This is a genomic window from Tahibacter harae (assembly GCF_024437735.1).
Lineage (GTDB): Bacteria > Pseudomonadota > Gammaproteobacteria > Xanthomonadales > Rhodanobacteraceae > Tahibacter > Tahibacter harae.
The window spans coordinates 164607-183495 of sequence record NZ_JANFQO010000009.1 but is presented as its reverse complement, the minus strand read 5'-3'; the positions used below and the strand labels follow the sequence as shown (position 1 = coordinate 183495).

14 protein-coding genes are annotated in these 18889 nt (G+C 67.3%); 8 read left to right on the top strand and 6 right to left on the bottom strand.

From position 1 onward, the window contains the following. Positions 1–276: 276 nt before the first annotated feature. Together parC and crcB are read right to left on the bottom strand one after the other, a co-directional pair. On the bottom strand, positions 277–2517 hold the full coding sequence (gene parC, locus NM961_RS11915) for a DNA topoisomerase IV subunit A (RefSeq protein ID WP_255914584.1): 2241 nt from the start codon (positions 2515–2517) through the stop codon (positions 277–279). A 135-nt stretch (positions 2518–2652) separates the two neighbouring features. Then, entirely contained in the window at positions 2653–3045 is a 393-nt protein-coding gene (crcB, locus tag NM961_RS11910) for a fluoride efflux transporter CrcB (RefSeq protein WP_255914583.1), read from the bottom strand. 171 nt (positions 3046–3216) lie between these two features. Here crcB and NM961_RS11905 point away from each other — a divergent pair, with 171 nt between their 5' ends. Together NM961_RS11905 and NM961_RS11895 are read left to right on the top strand one after the other, a co-directional pair. Continuing rightward, positions 3217–3930, top strand: a complete 714-nt coding sequence (locus NM961_RS11905) for a UPF0149 family protein (RefSeq protein WP_439334209.1) — start codon at positions 3217–3219, stop codon at positions 3928–3930. 80 nt (positions 3931–4010) lie between these two features. Next, positions 4011–5237, top strand: a complete 1227-nt coding sequence (locus NM961_RS11895; RefSeq protein ID WP_255914582.1) for a multidrug effflux MFS transporter — start codon at positions 4011–4013, stop codon at positions 5235–5237. A gap of 43 nt (positions 5238–5280) precedes the next feature. Here the strand turns inward: NM961_RS11895 and NM961_RS11890 are convergent, their stop codons facing one another. Then, on the bottom strand, positions 5281–5523 hold the full coding sequence (locus tag NM961_RS11890; RefSeq protein ID WP_255914581.1) for a hypothetical protein: 243 nt from the start codon (positions 5521–5523) through the stop codon (positions 5281–5283). Positions 5524–5669: 146 nt separating this feature from the next. Beyond that, positions 5670–7475, bottom strand: a complete 1806-nt coding sequence (locus tag NM961_RS11885; protein WP_439334208.1) for a M2 family metallopeptidase — start codon at positions 7473–7475, stop codon at positions 5670–5672. Between the two features lie 148 nt (positions 7476–7623). On the opposite strand from NM961_RS11885, the gene NM961_RS11880 reads away from it, so the two are divergent. The 3 genes from NM961_RS11880 to NM961_RS11870 all read left to right on the top strand — a co-directional run bounded on the left by NM961_RS11880 (position 7624) and on the right by NM961_RS11870 (position 9284). Next, the gene (locus NM961_RS11880) at positions 7624–7830 is read left to right on the top strand and encodes a hypothetical protein (RefSeq protein ID WP_255914580.1); all 207 of its coding nucleotides are present in this window, start codon (positions 7624–7626) and stop codon (positions 7828–7830) included. A gap of 37 nt (positions 7831–7867) precedes the next feature. After that, positions 7868–8452, top strand: a complete 585-nt coding sequence (locus NM961_RS11875; RefSeq protein WP_255914579.1) for a rhomboid family intramembrane serine protease — start codon at positions 7868–7870, stop codon at positions 8450–8452. A 328-nt stretch (positions 8453–8780) separates the two neighbouring features. Next, positions 8781–9284, top strand: a complete 504-nt coding sequence (locus tag NM961_RS11870) for a response regulator (protein ID WP_255914578.1) — start codon at positions 8781–8783, stop codon at positions 9282–9284. Between the two features lie 126 nt (positions 9285–9410). Here NM961_RS11870 and NM961_RS11865 read toward each other — a convergent pair whose 3' ends face one another. Further along, complete coding sequence (locus NM961_RS11865; protein ID WP_255914577.1) at positions 9411–11567, bottom strand: M3 family metallopeptidase; 2157 nt, start codon at positions 11565–11567, stop codon at positions 9411–9413. Positions 11568–12040: 473 nt separating this feature from the next. Between NM961_RS11865 and NM961_RS11860 the strand changes: the two genes are divergently transcribed. Continuing rightward, a complete protein-coding gene (locus NM961_RS11860; RefSeq protein ID WP_255914576.1) occupies positions 12041–13138 on the top strand; it encodes a heparan-alpha-glucosaminide N-acetyltransferase domain-containing protein in 1098 nt (365 codons plus the stop codon). Positions 13139–13600: 462 nt separating this feature from the next. On the opposite strand, the gene NM961_RS11855 is transcribed toward NM961_RS11860, so the two are convergent. Next, positions 13601–14953, bottom strand: a complete 1353-nt coding sequence (locus NM961_RS11855) for a DEAD/DEAH box helicase (RefSeq protein WP_255914575.1) — start codon at positions 14951–14953, stop codon at positions 13601–13603. Between the two features lie 474 nt (positions 14954–15427). Here NM961_RS11855 and hisS point away from each other — a divergent pair, with 474 nt between their 5' ends. Beyond that, complete coding sequence (gene hisS, locus NM961_RS11850; RefSeq protein ID WP_255914574.1) at positions 15428–16801, top strand: histidine--tRNA ligase; 1374 nt, start codon at positions 15428–15430, stop codon at positions 16799–16801. 28 nt (positions 16802–16829) lie between these two features. Continuing rightward, positions 16830–18722, top strand: coding sequence for an HAL/PAL/TAL family ammonia-lyase (locus NM961_RS11845; RefSeq protein WP_255914573.1), 1893 nt, complete (start codon positions 16830–16832; stop codon positions 18720–18722). Positions 18723–18889: the final 167 nt, after the last annotated feature.

Below are 18889 nucleotides of genomic sequence, written 5' to 3'. Positions count from 1 at the left end.
AACTTCGGTTTTCGCGGTGTTCTTTGCGTGTTGAAGGTTTTGGCGGAAATCCAAAGGGCGAGGCGCGTTGATCGTTGCCCCCTCACCCCGGCCCTCTCCCCCAAGCGAGCTTGGGGGAGAGGGAGCTTCCCGCTTTTCCTCGAAGAAATCCGGCAAATTTCACTTGCCAGAAACCTCGGATTCCGCCGCACACTCGCTGCGAATCCCGAATCCCGAATCCCGAATCCCGAATCCCGAATCCCGAATCCCGAATCCCGAATCCCGAATCCCGAATCCTCAGCCCGTGGTCTCCAGCCGCTCCACGCGCTGCAGTCCGCGCGGCAGCAGGCCGCCGCGGCCGGCGCGGTTGCCGCCGTATTCGACCAGGTCGGCCCAGCGCAGGGTGAGTTTGCGGGCACCGGCGTAGAGGGTGACTTCGCCCTTGCCTTCGGTGACGACGGTGATGCCGGCAACACGTTCGCCTTCGGCGAGCCTGGCCTTGGGAATCTCGATCAGCTTGTTGCCCTTGCCGCCGTTGTCCAGCTCGGGCAGTTCGGCGACGGAGAACATCAGCAGGTGGCCGGCGTTGGTCGCCACCACGATGCGGTCGCGGGCGGGATCGGCGACGTAGGCGGGGGCGAGCACCTTGGCGTTGTCGTCGATGTTGAGGATCTGCTTGCCGGCCTTCTTGTTGCCGATCAGGTTGGCGAAGCGGGTGACGAAGCCGTAGCCGTAGTCGGAAGCCAGTACCAGGCGCGTATCGGCCTCGCTCATGGCGACGGCTTCAAAGCGTGCGCCGGCGGGGGGAGCGAAACGGCCGGTCAGCGGCTCGCCGTTGCCGCGGGCCGAGGGCAGGCTGTGGGCCGGCGTGGAGTAGCTGCGGCCGGTGGAGTCGATGAAGGCGACCTGCTGCGTGGTGCGGCCGCGGGCGTAGGCCTGCAGCGCGTCGCCTTCGCGGTAGCTCATGCCGGCGGGATCGACTTCATGGCCCTTGGCGGCGCGGATCCAGCCCTTCTGCGACAGCACCACCGTGGTCGGTTCGCTCGCCACCAGCGCGGCTTCGTCCAGCGCCTGGGCGACCTGGCGTTCGACGATGGGCGAGCGGCGCTCGTCGCCGTATTTCTTCGCGTCGTCCTTCAGCTCGTCCTTGATGAGGGTCTTCAGGCGCTGCTTGGAATTGAGGATGACGTTGATGCGCGCGCGTTCCTCTTCCAGCTGGTCGCGCTCGCTGTTGATCTTCATTTCTTCCAGCCGTGCAAGCTGGCGCAGGCGGGTTTCGAGGATGTAGTCGGCCTGTTCCTCGCTCAGGCGGAAGCGCGCCATCAGCACCGGCCTGGGCTCTTCCTCGGTGCGGATGATGCGGATGACCTCGTCCAGGTTGAGATAGGCGATGCGCAGGCCTTCCAGCAGGTGCAGGCGGCGCTCGACCTTGCCCAGGCGGAAGTTGAGGCGGCGCGTCACCGTGTCGCTGCGGAAGCGCAGCCACTCGTTCAGCACCTGCTTGAGGTTCTTGACCTGGGGCCGGCCGTCCAGGCCGATGATGTTGAGATTGACGCGGTAGCTCTTTTCCAAATCGGTAGTAGCGAACAGATGCTGCATCATCTCGTCCGCGTCGACGCGGCTGGAGCGCGGGATCAGCACCAGGCGTATCGGGTTCTGGTGGTCGGACTCGTCGCGCAGGTCTTCCAGCATCGGCAGCTTCTTGGCGCGCAGCTGGGCGGCGATCTGCTCCAGGATCTTGGACGGCGACACCTGGTAGGGCAGCGCGGTGATGACGACGTTGCCGTCTTCTTTCTGGTAGATGGCCCGGGCGCGCACGCTGCCGGTGCCGTTCTCGTACAGGGCCTGCAGTTCGGCCTTGGGCGTGATGATCTCGGCGCGGGTCGGGTAATCGGGGCCGAGCACGTGTTCGCACAGGTCGCGCACGGTGGCGTCGGGGTCGTCCAGCAGGCGGATGCAGGCGCTGGCGATCTCGCGCAGGTTGTGCGGAGGGATGTCGGTGGCCATGCCCACAGCGATGCCCATGGAGCCGTTGAGCAGCACGTGCGGCACGCGCGCGGGCAGCCACGAAGGTTCTTCCTGGCTGCCGTCGTAGTTGGGCGAGAAATCCACCGTGCCCTGGCCCAGTTCGTCCAGCAGCAGCGCGGCGATGGGCGAGAGCTTGGCCTCGGTATAGCGCATCGCGGCGAAGGACTTGGGATCGTCGGGCGAACCGAAGTTGCCCTGGCCTTCGATCAGCGGATAGCGGTAGGAGAACGACTGCGTCATCAGCACCATCGCCTCGTAGCAGGCGCTGTCGCCGTGCGGATGGTATTTGCCGAGCACTTCGCCGATGGTCAGCGCCGATTTGCGCGGCTTGGCGGTGGCGGCGAGACCCAGCTCGCTCATGGCGTAGACGATGCGGCGCTGCACCGGCTTGAGCCCGTCGCCGACGAAGGGCAGGGCGCGGTCCAGCACCACGTACATGGAGTAATCGAGATAGGCGCGCTCGGCGTATTGCTTGAGCGGGATCTGTTCGAAATTGGATTGCAGGCTCATCGGCGTTCTGGGCTGGCGCGCAGGGGGCGCGCGCAAAGCGGGTATTGTGCCGGAATTGCCGCGGCGGGGCGCGATCCCCGGCTCAGGTGCTTGTCACGCAAGGATTCTTTGCCGTCCGGCGGTGGCGCGCCCGGCTCAGAGCTGGCCGCGCAGCAGGGCCCGCAGCAGCAGCCAGCCGGCCAGCGTGGCGGCGATGGAGCCGGCCACGTGCACAATCACCAGGGCGCCGGCCCAGGTGTATTCACCGCGTTCCAGCAGCGCGCCGGCCTCGCCGGAAAAGGTGGAGAAGGTGGTCAGGCCGCCGAGGAAGCCGGTGCCGGCAAACAGGCGCAGCTCCGCCGGCCAGTCCGCGTGGGCTTCCAGCAGCGCCATCAGCAGGCCCATGAGCAGGCCGCCGATGAGGTTGGCCGCCAGCGTGCCCAGCGGCAGATTGGCCAGCAGCGGGTTCAGCCACAGGCCCAGGCCCCAGCGCAGCCAGGCCCCGAGCGCCGCGCCCAGGCCGATGGCAAGCAGGGAAATCCAGGGCATGGCGGTTCTCCGGGCGGCGCGGCACAGCGGCGGATTCTAGCCGCCGCGCCGCGGCTCGGCCCGGTCAATTGGTATTTGCACCGCGCGTGAGCAGCGTGCATGGTGCATCATTGCCGGCTGGCCGGCTTTTTTCGCCGCCGCTTTCCCGCCTCACTCGACCGGATGCTTCCCATGACCCGCAAACACGAACTGCAGCAGCCCCTGAGCGAACAGGAAGTCCAGACGCTGTCGCGCTTTCTGGATACCCACGCAGTCGAGCGCGACGGCATGAGCTTCGAGATGCTCGACGGCTACCTTACCGCGGTACTGTCCAGCCCCGACACTATCCTGCCGTCGGAGTGGGTGCCCCTGATCTGGGTCGGCGAGGAAGAGGGCGAAGGCCAGGCCGAGGTGTTCGAGAGCGAGGACCAGGCCCAGGCCATGCTCGGCCTGATCATGCGCCACTACAACCACATTGCCACCGTGCTGAGCCAGGGCGGTGCCGAGTTCGAGCCGTGGATAGGCGAGGTCGAACTGGAGGGCGGCGAAGCCGCCGCCTTCGGCCAGGAATGGGCGCTGGGCTATCTGCGCGGCGTCGGTCTGCGCGAAGAGGACTGGGACGATCTGCTGTCGGATCCGGACTGGGAGGAAGACATCGAAGCCGTGGACCTGCTCGCGCGCGGTCCCGACGACGAGGAGACCGGCGCCGAAGTCGCCACCCAGGAACAGCGCGATGCGCTGATGGAGACCATGTTCGGCTTCGCCCTGGATGCGCACGACTACTGGCTGGAGCAGCGCCTCACGCCGGCCACGGTGCGGCGCGAAGGGCCCAAGGTCGGCCGCAACGATGCCTGCCCCTGCGGCAGCGGCAAGAAATACAAGCAATGCTGCGGCAGCGGGCAATGAAGCCCGGCGGTGCGCGGCGCGGCCCAGGCCGTGCCGCGGCGCCGCGTGCGTCCGCCGCCGCGGCGTGATGACGAGAAACGATGAACGCCACTGCAAAACCTGGCTTGACCCTGTTGCTCGCCGGCCTGGCCATGTTCGGGCCGTTCGCGATCGACACCATGTTCCCGGCGTTCCCGGCCATCGCGGCGGAATTCGGCGCCGACGATTTCGCCATGCAGCAGACGCTGTCGATCTATCTGGTCGCGCTGGCGCTGATGTCGCTGGTGCACGGCCCGCTGTCGGATGCGCTGGGCCGGCGCCCGGTGGTGATGGGCGGCGTCGCGCTGTTCACCCTGGCCTCGGTCGGCTGCGCGCTGACCTGGTCCATAGAAAGCCTGTGGTTCTTCCGCGCCCTGCAGGGCGCGGTCGCCGGCGCCGGCTGGATCGTGGCACGCGCGATCATGCGCGATCTCTACGAAGGGCCGCGGGTGCAGCGGTTGATGTCCAATGTGTCCATGCTGTTCACCGTCGCGCCGGCGCTGGCGCCGATGATCGGCGGCTGGGTGCTGCTGATGGGGCACTGGCGCTGGATCTTCTGGTTCCTCGCCGGCTGGGGTGCGCTGCTGCTGGCCGCCTCGGCCTGGCGCCTGCCGGAATCGCATCCGCCGGCGCGGCGCATACCGCTGCGGCCGCGGGCGTTGCTGCAGGGGTATCTGGAAATGCTGCTGGACCGGCAGTTCTGGCCGCTGGCCATCGCCGGCACCATGAATTTCAGCGCCATGTTCCTGTACATCTCCTCGGCGCCGGCCTTCGTGGTGAACCTGCTCAAGCTGGGACCGCAGCAGTTCGGCTGGCTGTTCGTGCCGGCGGTCAGCGGCATGTTCCTGGGGTCGCTGCTGTCCAGCCGCCTGGCCGGCCGCTACAGCTTGGCCCAGACCGTGGGCCTGGGCTATCTGATCATGCTGCTTGCCTCGGGCGTCAACGTGACGGTGGCCTTGTTGCTGCCGCAGCCGCAGGTTCCCTGGTCGGTGCTGCCGATAGGCCTGCACGCGATCGGCATTTCGCTGTCTTTCCCCGCCCTGACCGTGCTGCTGCTGGACCGCTTCCCGCTGCACCGCGGCGGCGCATCCTCGCTGCAGGCTTTTGTCAGCCTGGTATTCAACGCGGTGCTGGCCGGGCTGGTCTCGGTGGTGGTGTCGGTCAGCGTGTTGCGCATGGCGCTGGCCTCGGCGCTGCTGACCGTGATCGGCGGTGTGGCCTGGCAGGTGTACAAGCGCAAGGCCGCGCGCGAAGCCGCGCTGCTGGCGGCCGAGGCGCAGGCGCAGTAATTGGGCCGGTTCGCCGCGGCCGGCGGCCGCGGCGCGGTTTTCTTCAGCCCGCCGCCGGCGCGGGTGCGCCGAGGATCTGCTTGAGCACGGCCAGCACTTCTTCCTTGCCGGCCATCAGGGTGATCTGTTCTTCGCGCGCCAGGCCGGTGCCGATATTGACGTTGTAGCCCTGGCCCAGGTCGTTGCCGTCCTCGTCGATGCGCGGATAGGTTTCCACCTTGCCGATGTACATGATGCGGTTGGCGTCGACGAAGCGGCCGTCGGGCAGTTTGATCCAGCGTTGCATCGGAGTCCCTCGGTGGCGGTGGCGACGGGCGCCAACATAGCATGCGCGCCGCGCTGTGCGGCACGCAGACGCGAAGGCCGCCCGGAGGCGGCCTTCGGAAGTGCAGGGCTGCGCCGCGGCGTGCAACGGCCGCGGCGCAGCGCCGATCAGTTCCAGCCGCAGGACTTGCCCTTGTTCTGCTGCTTGAGCCAGGCGTGCAGCGGAGCGAAGTAATCCAGTATGGCCGAGGCGTCCATCTCGCCCTTGCCGGTGAGTTCCTTCAGCGTGTCCTGCCAGGGCTGGCTGGAGCCTTTTTCCAGCATGGCCCAGAACTTCTTGCCGGCTTCCTTGTTGCCGTAGATCGAGCATTCGTGCAGCGGGCCCTTGTAGCCGGCGGCCTTGCACAGCTCGCGCTGGAACTGGAACTGCAGGATGTGGGCGAGGAAGTAGCGCATGTACGGCGTGTTGCCGGGCACGTGGTACTTCGCGCCGGGGTCGAAGTTCTCCTCGCCGCGCGCGACGATGGGCGCCACGCCCTGGTATTTCTTCTTCAGCGCCCACCAGGCGGCGTTGTAGTTTTCCGGCTTGATGGAGCCGTCGAACACGCCCCAGCGCCATTCGTCGATCAGCTTGCCGAAGGGCAGGAAGGCGATCTTCTCCAGCGCCTGCTTCATCTGCGCATTGAGCACGGCTTCCTTGCTCTGCTTGGATTCGCCGGCCAGGCCGATCTGGCCCAGATAGCCCGGCGTCAGGTTGAGCTGGATGGTGTCGCCGATGGCTTCGTGGAAGCCGTCGTGGGCGCCGGTCTGGAACAGGGGCGGCAGCTTGTTGTAGGCCAGGTAGTAATAGATGTGGCCCAGCTCGTGGTAGACGGTGCGGAAATCTTCCTCGTTGATGTTGATGCACATTTTGATGCGCACGTCGCCTTCGAGGTTGAGGTCCCAGGCGCTGGCGTGGCAGACCACGTCGCGGTCGGCCGGGCGGGTGAGCTGGGATTTCTCATAGAACGACTTGGGCAGCGCCGGGAAGCCGATCGAGGTGTAGAAATCCTCGGCGCGCTGCACCATGGACACCGGCGTGTACTGCTTCTGCTTCAGCGCCGCATCCACGTCCAGGTTGGAGGCGTTCGGATACGGCTGCAGCAGCGGATACAGCGCCGACCAGTCCTGCGACCACATGTTGCCGGTGATATGTGCGGGGATGGTGCCGTCTTTCGCCAGCTTGCCCGGGTACTGCGCGTCGAGCTTGGTGCGCGCGTAGCACTGCAGGTCCTTGTACAGCGGCTGCACCTGCTGCCACAGGCGGTCGGTTTCCTTGCGCAGGTCGGCCGCGCTCATGTCGTAGCCGGCGCGCCACATTTCGCCGGCGTTGGCATAGCCCATCTCGCCGGCGCCTTCGTTGACCAGCTGGGCGAAGCGCACATAGTCCTTGCGCATGCCGCGGGCGGTGTTGTGCCAGGCGGTCCAGGCTTCCAGGTCGGCGTCCCAGTCGCGGTTTTCCGCCAGCACCTTGCTGAGCTGGTCGAGGTTGCGGCAGGTCTCGGGCCTGGCCTCGTCGGTGCAGGACTTGCCGGCGCCGTAGGCGGCGTTGAGGCGGGAGGCGATCTGGGTCAGCTCCGACAGCTTGGCCGGATCCTTCGGCGCCGGCATCGCGGTCTGCAGCTTGAGCAGGTCGATGCCGCGGCGGGTCAGCGGCGAGATGCCGGCGAGGCTGTCGAACTGTGCGGATTTCTCCACATTGGCAGAAAGTCGCGCAAGGGCGCGTTCGTTGGCCTTGGCCACCAGTACTTCGGTGTCGCCGTTGATGTAGGTTTCCGAGACCCACTGCGCTGCCGTGACCTCGACATAATTGTCGCGGATTTCCTGGTTGATGCCGGCGATGAAGGCGTCGGCGTCCGCCGGTGTGGCGGCGTGCGCGCCGGCGGCTAGCGCAATACTCGTGGCCAGCGCAAGTGCGCAAGGAATGGCTTTCACAATGATGTCTCCCCGGTGGGTTGCAGCCTGAGCAAGAGGCGGCAGGCTAGTCCCCGCTGCCGGCGAAAGCAACCGCGCCGCTTGAATTTCCCGGGCGGCGGCAACATCTGCCAAGCTATCGCGACTATTCCCCAGGGACCACAGCACGATGAGCACAGGACAGGGTTCGGCCGGCAATGTCATCGCCGCCATTTGCAGCTTCTTCATTCCCGGCCTGGGCCAGCTGGTGCAGGGCCGCCTGCTGATGGCGCTGGTGCAGTTCGTGCTGGCCGCGGTGCTGTGGGTGATCCTGCTGGGCTGGGTGATCCACCTCTGGTCCATCCTCGACGCCGCCCTGTTCAAGCCGCGCGGCTGACGCGGCTGCCACCGCCCCATCCCGGAGCCGAGCGCGCATGTTTGTCACCCTTATCCTGATCGGCCTGACCGTGGCCGTGTCCCTGGCCGCCTTCAGCAATCCGCGCCTGCAGCAGCAGCTGGTGCTGTGGCCGCCGGCGGTCAAGCGCAAGAACGAATACTGGCGCCTGTTCTCCTACGGCCTGGTGCATGCAGACGGCATGCATCTTTTTTTCAACATGTTTACTTTGTTCTTCTTCGGCCGGGCGATGGAGCTGGTGCTGGGCCAGGCCATGGGGCCGCTGGGCCTGCCGCTGCTGTACCTGGGCGGCCTGCTGGTGTCCATCCTGCCCAGCTATATGAAGCACCAGAACGATCCTAACTATTACAGCCTGGGTGCCTCGGGCGCGGTGTCGGCAGTGCTGTTCGCCTACATCCTGGTAGCGCCGGGTTCGCAGATCCTGGTGTTCTTCTTGCCCATGCCGGCGATTTTGTTCGGCGTGCTGTACCTGGCCTATACCTGGTACATGGACCGGCAGTCGCGCGACAACGTCAACCACAGCGCGCACCTGTGGGGCGCGGGCTTCGGCCTGCTGTTCATGGCGCTGCTGGAGCCGCGCCTGGTGACGCGCCTGCTGAGCTGAAGCCGCGGCCCGCGGCCATGCGCAGTGGGGCCAGCTGTGGAGGCTGGCCTGCGGTGCCTCCCGGCCGCGTCGGCGGCAAGATCGCGAGAGCACGGCGGCGCTGTTTGCGCGGATGCTGGCCGAATCTGCGCCACCCGGCACGTTTCCGGCTTTGGTCCTGCGGCGCCGCGTTGGCCGCCGGCAGCACTGAAAACGCGCTGCGGCAGGCATCCGGCGCGCTTTTCCGGCGCCGCCGGGCCGCATTCCGCCGCGGTCAGGTTTGACCCGCCCGCGCGTAACCCCGAAACTTCCGGGCCAGGGGTTCGCGGGGCAGGGGAGCTGGAAAGGTATGTTCGGATTTCTGCGAAGGATTTTCGGTGGCCAGCCGGCCGCGGCCGAGCGGCGCGACAAGCCGCGCATCAATGCCCGCGAAGGCACCCGCGTCCTCATCGTCGACGATTCACCGACCATCGTCGCCCTGCTGCGCAAGCTGCTGCAGCAGAACGGCTACGCCACGCTGGAAGCCGGCGACGCCGAGGAAGGCATACGCATGGCCCAGGCCGAGGCGCCGGACCTGATCTTCCTGGACATCGTGCTGCCCGGCATGAACGGCTTTGCCGCGCTGCGCCAGCTGCGCCGGGATTCGCGCACCAAGGACATCCCCATCATCATGATCAGCGGCAATGAACAGGCCACCGAGCAGTTCTACGCCCAGCGCATCGGCGCCGACGATTTCATGAAGAAGCCGTTCTCCCGCGCCGAGGTGTTCATGCGCATCGAACGCCTGCTCAATGCGGACAAGATGCCGTACCGCACCTCGCAGAGCGGTGGCGGGGTACGCCGCGACGTCTGATCGCCGCGGCGCGCCGGCCGCGGCAGCGCTGCTCCCGCTACGAAAAAACCCGCCCCGGCGCGAACCGGTGCGGGTTTTTCATTTGCAGCGTGGTCCGGCCGCCGTGGCGGCCGGACGCAGCGTGGCTTACTTGGCGGTCAGGCCGCGGCGTTCCAGCAGCGGCTTGACGTCCGGATCGCGGCCGCGGAAGTCCTTGAACAGCTGCATCGCATCGACGCTGCCGCCGCGCGAGAGCAGGGTCTTGCGGAAGTGGTCGCCGTTCTCGCGCTTGAGGCCGCCGTTCTCCTTGAACCATTCCACGCTGTCGGCATCCAGCACTTCGCTCCAGATGTAGGCGTAGTAGCCGGCTGCATAGCCGCCCATGATGTGGGAGAAGTAGGCGCTGCGGTAACGCGGCGGCACCGGCGCGAAGTCCACGCCGGCCTTCTTCAGCGCGGCGGCTTCAAAGCCGAGCACGCCATCGGCATTGGGTGCCTGTGCCGGCGTGATCTGGTGCCAGGCCTGGTCGAGCAGGGCCGCGCCCAGGTATTCGGTGGTGGCGAAGCCCTGGTTGAACTTCTGCGCCGCGGTGACCTTGTCCACCAGTTCCTGCGGGATCGGTTCGCCGGTCTTGTAGTGCTTGGCGTAGTTCTTGAGGATTTCCGGCCAGGTGGTCCACATTTCATTGACCTGGGACGGATATTCCACGAAATCGCGCGGCACGCTGGTGCCGGAGAAGCGCGGGTACTTCACGTTGGAGAACATGCCATGCAGGGCATGGCCGAATTCGTGGAAGGCCGTGTTGACTTCGTCGTAGGTCAGCAGGGTCGGCTCGCCCTTGGGCGGCTTGGGAATGTTGAGGTGGTTGGCCACCACCGGATGCGTGCCGAACAGGCCGCTCTGGGACACGTATTCATTCATCCAGGCGCCGCCGCGCTTGTTGTCGCGGGCATACCAGTCGACCAGGAAGATCGCCAGCGGCTTGCCGTCGGCGTCGGTCACGTCGAACACGCGCACGTCCGGATTGTAGACGGGCAGGTCGGTGCGTTCCTTGAAGCTCAGGCCGTACAGCTTGTTGGCAGCGAAGAACACGCCGTTCTTGAGCACGCTGTCGAACTCGAAGTACGGGCGCAGCTGGCCTTCGTCAAAACTGTACTTTTCCGCGCGCACCTTTTCCGAATAGAACGACCAGTCCCAGGCGGCGAGCTGGAAGCCGCCCTTTTCCTTGTCGATCATGCTCTGCAGGTCAGCCGCTTCCTTCTTCGCATTGGCCACGGCCGGCGGCGCCAACTGGGCCAGGCGGTCGTTCACGGCCTTGACCGTCTTGGCGGTCTCGTCTTCCAGGGTGTAGGCGGCGTGGTTGTCGTAGCCCAGCAGCTTGGCGCGCTCGGCGCGGATCTTGGCGACGCTGGCGACGATGGCGCGGTTGTCGAATTCGCCGCCGTGGCTGGCGCGCTCGACCGAGGCCTTCTGCAGGCGCTCGCGCAGGGCGCGGTTTTCCAGCTGGGCCAGCGCCGGCTGGCCGCTGGTGTTCTGCAGCGCGATGACGTACTTGCCTTCGAGCTTGCGCTGCTTGGCCGCTTCGGCGGCGGCGGAGATGGCGGCGTCGGACAGGCCCTTGAGTTCTTCCTTGCTGTCGACGATCACGGCCGAGGCGTTGTTCTCCTTCAGCATGTTCTGGCTGAAGCGGGTCTGCAGCGTGGCCAGCTCGGCGTTCATGTCCTTGAGCTTGGCCTTGTCGGCGTCGCTGAGCTTGGCGCCGGCGCGCACGAAATCGGTGTAGTAGCGTTCGACCAGGCGCTTGCTTTCCGGATCGAGGCCCAGCGAATCGCGCTTGTCATACAGCGACTGCACGCGGGCGAACAGCTTGGAATTGAGGTAGATCGCGTCCTGGTGTGCCGACAGCTTGGGCGCCATCTCGCTCTGGATTTTCTCTATCGCGTCGTTGGTATTGGCGCCGCTGAGATTGAAGAACACCGTGGTGGCGCGGTTGAGCAGCTGGCCGGAACGCTCCATCGCGACGATGGTGTTTTCCAGCGTGGCGGCGTCCTTGGAGTCGGCGATGGCGTCGATTTCGGCGCGGTGTTCGATCATGCCGGCTTCCATCGCCGGGACGAAGTGCTCGTTCTTGATCTTGTCGAACTGCGGGTACTGGAACGGCAGCGTGCTGGGCTTGGCGAAGGGGTTGTTGGTCATGTCGGGCTTCACGGCGGCGCTCGCGGCGGGAGCCGCCTTGTCGGCGGCATAGAGCGGCGCCGCGATGCCCAGGGCGAGGGCCAGGGCGATGGCAAGACGGTTCTTCATGAAAACGCACTCCGGACAGGGAAACGGGCGCCGATGCTAAACCGGATCCGCCGGGGGCGCCCATGACGGAAGTCCCGGCCGCGTTGCAGGCCTGAGCGGCAAGGCCGCGGCTGGCGGCGGACGGGGCGGGAGGCGCCGTGGCGCGGACTGGAAAGCGGGGTGCCGAAGGGTTTGCGGTGGCTGAAAGAAGCGGAGGGGTTAGGCCGTTTGGCGGTCTCTGCGGATCGGCGTGGCAGCGGGGTGTGGCAGGGCGCGGTGTGGCGCGGCGGAGGCGCGGAGGAGCGGCATAGGGCATGGCGGCGCGGCGGTGGCGCGGTGAGGCGGGGCTGTCGGTGCCCGCGCCGACGCCGGCTGGTCGTCGCGGTGGCCGGGCGGCCTGGCGCGAGAATGCGGCGCAACGGGAATCAGCGTCATAACGCGCCGCCGCCCGGATATGCGAGGCTGGGACTTCCGCCGCCGCGCCACGGACCGCCATGCCCGCTGCAACCGCGCCACGCTTTGCCTCGGTCGACATCCTGCGCGGCCTTACCGTCGCGGCCATGCTACTGGTCAACAACGCCGGCGACTGGGGCCATGTCTTTCCGTGGCTGGAACACGCCGCCTGGCACGGCTGCCAGCCGGCGGATTACATCTTTCCGCTATTCCTGTTCGTGGCCGGCGCCTCGCTGAGCCTGGCGCTGGAACCCCAGCTCGCCCGCGGCGCCGAGCCGGCCGCGCTGCGCCGCGCCGTGCTGCTGCGCGCACTGCGTCTGGTCGGCGTGGGCCTGCTGCTGCATCTTGCTGCGGCGCTGCTGATTCCCGAGCGCGCCTTCCGCCTGGCCGGCGTGCTGCAGCGCATCGGCCTGTGCCTGGCCGTGGCCGGACCGGCCGCGCTGTACCTGCGGCCGCGCGGGCAGTGGCTGCTGTTCGCCGCCCTGCTGGCCGGCTATTCGCTGCTGCTGTTCTTCGGCGGCACGGCCCAGGCCGACAACTGGAATGTGCGCGTGGACAGCGCGCTGCTGGGCCGCTACGCCTACCAGTTCGATCCCGCCAGCGGCCGCGCCTTCGATCCCGAAGGCGTGCTCAGCACCCTGGGAGCGATTGCCAGCACCGTGCTCGGCCTGCGCGCCGGCAGCTGGCTGCGCGCCGGTGCGGTGGCTGCGGGCGGATCCCGCATCGCCAGTCCTCTGCTGTATGCCGGCGTCGCCGCGGCCGCGGCCGGCCTGGCGCTGTCGTTCTGGCAGCCCTTCAACAAGGCGCTGTGGACGCCGGGCTATGTGCTGTGGACTGGCGGCGCCGGCCTGCTGCTGCTGGCCCTGCTGCATCGCCTGGTCGACCTGCGCGGGTTGTGGCTGCCGGGCCGCGCGCTGGGACTCAACGCCATCCTGGCCTATGCGGGTTCCTGGCTGATGGTCTGCCTGCTGGCCGCCTTCGGTGCCGACACTTGGCTGTACCAGCACGCCTTCGCCAGCTGGATCACGCCGCTGGCCGGCCCGCGCGCGGCCTCGGCGGCCTGGGCCTGCGCCGTAGTGGCGGTATGGTGGGGCGTCGCGGTGTGGCTGCACCGGAGGCGATGGTATTGGAAGGTGTGAGGTGAGGCGCGTGGTGAGGCGGCGCGCGGTGTCGCGGGCTTGCAGGGGCGCTGTCCTGTGGCGTTGCAGTCCTGCCTGGTTAGCGCCTTGCAGCATCGCAACCTCGCAAGGATGCGGCGTTGCAGAATTGCGGTCCCGCGGAGTTGCAGCTTGGCGCAGTTGCGGCGCTCTGGGATCGCAGTCTTGTGGAGGTGCAGCTTTCGCGAGGCTGCGGTCTTTTTGGGATGCAGTCTGTGGAGCTGCAGCTTCGCAGGGTTGCAGTCTCGTGGAGTTGCAGTACCCCGGGGTTGCAGCGAGTTACGGCGCACGCAAACAAAAAGCCCTCTCCCCCGGCGGAGCCGGGGGAGAGGGCGTATTGCGGCTGCTTTGAGCGGCTACGCCGGGAGTGATCGGCTACAGTGACTCCCGGCGCGGCAAACGTCTATCAGCGTAGCGAATGACCGTCAGCGCGGCGAATGTCTATCAACGCGGCGAATTCTGCCCGCGCCCGCCGCCGCCTCTCCCATCCGAACGCCGCCCGTTCTGGCCGCCGTTGCCGCCGCCGCGGCGCTGGTCCTTGCCGGCGTGGTGCTTGCCGCCGCCGCTGGGCTGGGCCACGTGCGGGCGGCGGGCGCCGCGGTTGCCTTGCTTGGGCTTGCCGGCGCGCTGGGCATCGGCGCCGGTGCGCAGCGGCACCTTGGGTTCAAAGCCTTCCAGCACGGCAATGTCGATCTCGCGCTTGAGCAGGCGCTGGATGTCGTTGAGCAGGCCCTGTTCTTCGCGGCAGACCAGGGACAGGGCCAGGCCGTCGCAGCCGGCGCGGCCGGTGCGGCCGATGCGGTGCACGTAGTCGGCGGCGACCATGGGCAGGTCGTAGTTGATCACCACCGGCAGCTGGTCGATATCCAGCCCGCGCGCGGCGATGTCGGTGGCGACCAGCACGTTGATGCGGCCTTCCTTGAAATCCTTGAGCGCGCGCTGGCGCGCGTTCTGGCTCTTGTTGCCGTGGATCGCGTCGGCCTTGAAGCCGGCCTGGCTGAGCTGGCGGGCGAGGCGGTCCGAGCCGTGCTTGGTGCGGCCGAACACCAGGGTCTGGCGGCGGCTGTCATGGGCCAGAATCTCGATCAGCACGTCCTTCTTGCGATCGTTGTCGACCGCGTAGACGCGGTGCTCGACCGTGGCCGCGACGCTGTTCTGCTGCGCAATCTGGATCTGCGCCGGATCGTTGAGCAGCTCGGCGGCGAGCTTCTTGATGTCTTCGGCATAGGTGGCCGAGAACAGCAGGTTCTGGCGCTGGCGCGGCAGCTGGCCGAGGATTTTCTTGATCGCCGGCAGGAAGCCCATGTCGAGCATGCGGTCGGCTTCGTCCAGCACCAGGATCTCGATGTCGCGCAGGTTCAGCGTGCGCTGGTCCAGGTGGTCGATCAGGCGGCCCGGCGTGGCGACGATGATGTCCATGCCGCGCTTGAGCGCCTGCACCTGGCCGCCCATGCCGACACCGCCGAAGATAGTGGTGGAATTGAAACGGATGTTCTTGCCGTAGGCGCGGATGCTGTCGTGCACCTGCACGGCCAGCTCGCGCGTGGGCGTGAGCACCAGGGCGCGCACCTTGCGCGGCTGTTCCAGGCGCAGCGCGCCGTTGGGGTAGAGCCGCTCCAGCATGGGCAGGGCGAAGGCGGCGGTCTTGCCGGTGCCGGTCTGGGCGCCGGCCATCAGGTCGCGGCCGGCCAGCACCAGCGGAATGGCCTCGGCCTGGATCGGCGTGGGCTGGGTATAGCCTTGTTCATTGAGGGCACACAGCAGTGCGGGCGACAGCCCGAGCGTGTCAAAGGACATGGGATTGCTCCTAACGTGAAACCCAGAGCGTTCCCGACGACCATCCAGTGGCCATGCATCCGCGCTGCAGGTAATGAATTTCGACGGCGGGCCGCAGGCTGCGGCCGCTGGCCGTATTTTTCGTGAGGGCCGGTGGAGGGAGAAACTGGTACGTGCCGCGCAAGGAAGAACCCGCTCGCCACGTCAGGAATCCGGTAGGGAAGCCGGAGAGTCCGCACGTAAAACTCGTCAAGCATACGGGAAATCAAGGCTGAAAGCGAATCGGCTGTGACGGATGCCGCACGGGTACCTGCGCCGGGCGCCGTGGAATCCCGCTGCCGCCGCCGGCAGAACCGGCACGGCGAAGCGCCGGCGGCGGGCTGCGCGGGCATTGTTAGAACCGGTTATTACATGGCCGGGACGGCGCCTGACCATCTGCTAGGCTATGCGCCCTTCGCGCGCCCGGACGCGCTTTGCGAACCGTATGAGGACCGCATGGCCTTGACTGCCCCCCGCACGCCGCCTGGTGTGCTCGAACTGCTGCCGCTGGACCAGATCGCGTTCCAGGACATGCTCGACACTATCCGCCGCGGCTTCGAGCGCTTCGCCTTCCTGCCGGTGGAAACGCCGGTGATGGAACTGACCGAGGTACTGCTGACCAAGGAAGGCGGCGAGACCGAGCGCCAGGTGTATTTCCTGCAGTCCACTGGCAGCCTGGAAAAAGGCGGTCCGCCGGAACTGGCGCTGCGCTTCGACCTCACCGTGCCGCTGGCGCGCTACGTGGCCGAGCACGAGCACCAGCTCAACTTCCCGTTCCGCCGCTATCAGATGCAGCGCGTCTACCGCGGCGAGCGTCACCAGCGCGGCCGCTTCCGCGAGTTCTACCAGTGCGATATCGACGTGATCGGCAAGGATGCGCTGTCGATCCGCTACGACGCGGAACTGCCGGCGGTGATCTACCAGGTGTTCCGCGATCTGAAGATCGGCCCGTTCACCATCCAGCTCAACAACCGCAAGCTGCTGCGCGGCTTCTTCGAGAACCTGGGCCAGGCCGATGCGCAAAAGCAGGCGCTGATCCTGCGCGAGATCGACAAGCTGGACAAGGTCGGCGCCGACAAGGTTGCCGAAAGCCTGCGCGGCGGCGACTTCGGCCTGAATGACGCGGCCATCGCGCAGATCCTGCATTTCGTGCAGATCCGCTCCAGCGGCCACGACGACGCGCTGGCCAGGCTCGATTCGCTGGGACAGGGCAGCGAAGCCTTCAACCAGGGCATAGCCGAGCTGCGCGAAGTGCTGCAGCTGATCCGCGCGCTGGGCGTGCCGGAAGCGTTCTATGCGCTGAACCTGTCCATTGCCCGCGGCCTGGACTACTACACCGGCACGGTCTACGAGACGCATCTGGTCGACCACCCGGGCATAGGTTCGATCTGCTCCGGCGGCCGCTACGAGAACCTGGCCGCGCATTACACCAAGTCGCACCTGCCCGGCGTGGGCATTTCCATAGGCGCATCGCGGCTGTACTGGCAGCTGCGCGAAGCGGGACTGATGGGCACCGGACGCAGTACCGTGCAGGTGCTGGTCACGCAGATGGACGAGGCCGAACTGCCGCGCTATCTCGCCATCGCCAACGAACTGCGCCAGGCCGGCATCAATACCGAGGTGGTGCTGGAGCCGGGCAAGCTGGCCAGGCAGTTCAAATATGCGGAGAAGGCCGGCATCGCCTTCGCCATCGTGGTCGGCAGCGACGAGATCGCCAAGGACACGGTAGTGGTCAAGGATCTGCGCCGGCGCGAGCAGTTTGAAGTGGCGCGCGCCGAGCTGGTCCGCGCGCTGCGCGTGGAATTGGAACAGGCCCAGGCGATGGGCTGATGCCCGCGCCCCGTCACCAGGAATTGCCATGACTACTTCGACCATCCTTCTCGACGGCTCCTCGCTGAGCCGCGCCCAGGTCGCCGCCATCGCGCATGAGCGCGCGCGCATCGCGCTGGATCCGGCGCAGCTTGCGCGCGTGCAGCAGGCGGCGGATTTCCTTGCCGACAAGGTCAGCTGCGGCGAGCCGATCTACGGCGTCACCACCGGCTTCGGCAGCAATGCCGACAAGCTGCTGGGGGCGCACCGCGCCCGCGACGAACTGCCCGGCGGCAATCCGGAGCAGCGCGACGGCACGCTGATGGAAGAGCTGCAATACAACCTCGTCGTTACCCATGCGGTCTGCGTGGGCAAGCCGTTCGCGCCGGAAGTGGTGCGCGCGATGCTGGCCATCCGCGTCAATACGCTGATGCGCGGCCATTCCGGCATCCGCGTGGTGACCTTGCAGGCCCTGGCCGACCTGCTCAATCACGACGTGATCCCGGTGATTCCGGAGAAAGGCTCGGTCGGCGCCAGCGGCGATCTGGCGCCGCTGTCGCATCTGGCCATCGTGCTGCTCGGCGGCGGCGAAGCCTTCGTCGGCGGCGAGCGCCTGCCGGGCGCGCAGGCATTGCAGCGCGCGGGCCTGAAACCGCTGCGGCTGTCGTTCAAGGAAGGTTTGGCGCTGAACAACGGCACCACGCAGATGCTGGCCACCGCGGCACTGGCCCTGCATCGCATGGAGCAGCTGATCCGCACCGCCGACCTGGCCGCGGCCATGACGCTGGATGCCTTCGCCGGCCGCACCGGCGCGCTCAAGCCGGAAGTGCACGCGCTGCGGCCGCATCCGGGCCAGGTCGAGGCGGCGGCCAATCTGCGCCGCCTGCTGGCGGGCTCCAGCCTGGCCGATATTCCGTACCACCTGGTGCCGCGCTTCCGCACCTGGCTGGCCAGCTCCTGGAATCATGCGGAGGATCAGTCCGCCCGCTTCGACATCAGCTGGGACTACGTGCCGCCGGCGCAGCGCCACGGCAAGGAATCCTTCTACGCGCGCTTCCTGCCGTTCAAGGGCGGCAAGAAGCACCAGCCCCAGGATGCGTACTGCCTGCGCTGCTCGCCGCAGGTGCACGGCGCGGTGCGCGACGCCTGGGCCCAGGCCTGCCGTGTGATCGACATTGAGCTGAACGCGGTCACCGACAATCCGCTGATTTTTCCGCAAATGGAAAATGCGGCAGTTATCGAGGATCAGGTCGTCTCCGCCGGCCATTTCCACGGTATGCCGCTGGCTTTGGCCATGAGCTATCTCAAGGCGGCGATTCCGGTGCTGGCCTCGATCTCGGAGCGGCGCCTGAACAAGCTGGTGGATCCGGCCAACAACGACGGCCTGCCGGCCTTCCTCATCGGCAACGAGGACGCCACCGATTCGGGCTTCATGATCGTGCAGTACACCGCCGCGGCCCTGGTCAACGACCTGGCCACGCGCGCGCATCCGGCCTCGGTGTATTCGATACCGACCAGCGCGAATGCCGAGGATCATGTGTCCATGGGCGCCAACGAGGCGCGCCATGTGCTGGAAATGACCGAGGACCTTTCCCACGTGCTGGCGCTGGAAATCTATACCGCGGCGCAGGCGCTGGAATACCGCCAGGACATGCTCAATGCGGCGCGCCGCCTGGCTGCCCGCGGCGACTGGCGTGCGCTGGCCGCCAAGGTCGCCGGCGCGCCGGCGGAAGGTCATGCGGACTATGCCCAGTTCCAGGCCGAGGTCACCGCGCTGATGCAGGCGCTGAACGATGCCGGCGAATTCCGCGCCGGCGACGCCGTGCGCAAGGCCTTCGCCGCGGTGCGCGGCGTGGTCGGCTTCATGCAGCGCGACCGCGCCATGGACGCGGAAGTGCGGCGCATGTGCGAGCTGATCGCCAGCGGCGCGCTGCTCGCCTGAGCCTTGCCCTGATCCGGCGGCGCAGGCAGTGCTGCGCCGCCGGATTTTCCCGCCGCATGCGTCCGTAGCGGCCGGCCGCAGCGCCGGCGGCAGCGGCATCTTCAAGCCGCGCCTGCGCGGCGGACGGACGCCTGCGCGGAGATTCATTGCGTCGAAGCGCGCAGCGC

What these genes read in the sequence shown, in the direction of transcription:
- NM961_RS11880 (WP_255914580.1), top strand. Translation starts at nt 7,624, where the DNA reads ATGAGCACAGGACAGGGTTCGGCCGGCAATGTCATCGCCGCCATTTGC.
- NM961_RS11870 (WP_255914578.1), top strand. Translation starts at nt 8,781, where the DNA reads ATGTTCGGATTTCTGCGAAGGATTTTCGGTGGCCAGCCGGCCGCGGCC.
- NM961_RS11905 (WP_439334209.1), top strand. Translation starts at nt 3,217, where the DNA reads ATGACCCGCAAACACGAACTGCAGCAGCCCCTGAGCGAACAGGAAGTC.
- hisS (WP_255914574.1), top strand. Translation starts at nt 15,428, where the DNA reads ATGGCCTTGACTGCCCCCCGCACGCCGCCTGGTGTGCTCGAACTGCTG.
- NM961_RS11895 (WP_255914582.1), top strand. Translation starts at nt 4,011, where the DNA reads ATGAACGCCACTGCAAAACCTGGCTTGACCCTGTTGCTCGCCGGCCTG.
- NM961_RS11890 (WP_255914581.1), bottom strand. Translation starts at nt 5,523, where the DNA reads ATGCAACGCTGGATCAAACTGCCCGACGGCCGCTTCGTCGACGCCAAC.
- NM961_RS11860 (WP_255914576.1), top strand. Translation starts at nt 12,041, where the DNA reads ATGCCCGCTGCAACCGCGCCACGCTTTGCCTCGGTCGACATCCTGCGC.
- NM961_RS11865 (WP_255914577.1), bottom strand. Translation starts at nt 11,567, where the DNA reads ATGAAGAACCGTCTTGCCATCGCCCTGGCCCTCGCCCTGGGCATCGCG.
- NM961_RS11875 (WP_255914579.1), top strand. Translation starts at nt 7,868, where the DNA reads ATGTTTGTCACCCTTATCCTGATCGGCCTGACCGTGGCCGTGTCCCTG.
- NM961_RS11855 (WP_255914575.1), bottom strand. Translation starts at nt 14,953, where the DNA reads ATGTCCTTTGACACGCTCGGGCTGTCGCCCGCACTGCTGTGTGCCCTC.
- parC (WP_255914584.1), bottom strand. Translation starts at nt 2,517, where the DNA reads ATGAGCCTGCAATCCAATTTCGAACAGATCCCGCTCAAGCAATACGCC.
- crcB (WP_255914583.1), bottom strand. Translation starts at nt 3,045, where the DNA reads ATGCCCTGGATTTCCCTGCTTGCCATCGGCCTGGGCGCGGCGCTCGGG.
- NM961_RS11845 (WP_255914573.1), top strand. Translation starts at nt 16,830, where the DNA reads ATGACTACTTCGACCATCCTTCTCGACGGCTCCTCGCTGAGCCGCGCC.